Source organism: Lactobacillus ultunensis DSM 16047 (assembly GCF_001436305.1).
GTDB lineage: Bacteria > Bacillota > Bacilli > Lactobacillales > Lactobacillaceae > Lactobacillus > Lactobacillus ultunensis.
This window is the reverse complement of the sequence record NZ_AZFO01000086.1, coordinates 1-617: the sequence shown is the minus strand read 5'-3', so window position 1 is coordinate 617 and position 617 is coordinate 1. Positions and strand designations below refer to the sequence as shown.

Below are 617 nucleotides of genomic sequence, written 5' to 3'. Positions count from 1 at the left end.
TTTAACTAGCACCACGCGTATATAATAAACAATATAATGCAGATCGCATAAAGTAAGTACTGTGGACAAAATAGAAAAAGGTAAATAAACAGCGAAACTTGGTTTAAAAAGGCAAAGAAAATCTATGCCTACAGATAATCCTCCAAATATAAAGAAAAATACAATGCACCATTTTTGATTTACTGTAAGATCTTGTATTTTTTCTTCACTTTGTTTCTCCTTACTTTTTTTATTTTTCATATATTTCTTTGTTATTTTATGCTTTGTAAATTTTTTCATTCTATTCCTCTCACATGATCCATACAAATTGAATAATATACATACATTACTTGCTAAGCCAGCAGTCAAAACCGTTTGAAAATAAGACACTATATTCATTATGGTACCTACAAACTCTTATTAAATCTACATCACTATTTGCCACTATATCCACGAAGTTATTATAGTTTTCTTTAAAATAAAAATCTATTCTCTTCCTATTCTAATATCCGCTATAATAGAACCTAGCAATAAAAATCACGGAGGAAAACAATGAGTAAAATAAAAGTAATGACTGTCTTTGGCACGCGGCCAGAAGCTATTAAGATGGCTTCGCTTGTCTTAAAATTAAAAAAAGA

General features: G+C 29.0%; 1 protein-coding gene and 1 pseudogene. One reads left to right on the top strand and one right to left on the bottom strand.

Going from position 1 to position 617, the window contains the following annotated elements; translation table 11 throughout:
• Positions 1 to 279, bottom strand: a 279-nt coding sequence (locus tag FC57_RS10460; protein WP_156655826.1) for a hypothetical protein, incomplete at its 3' end; no start/stop codon positions are given.
• A 252-nt stretch (positions 280 to 531) separates the two neighbouring features.
• Between FC57_RS10460 and FC57_RS10790 the strand changes: the two are divergent.
• Positions 532 to 617 (top strand): annotated as a pseudogene (locus FC57_RS10790) (UDP-N-acetylglucosamine 2-epimerase); the annotation flags it as partial.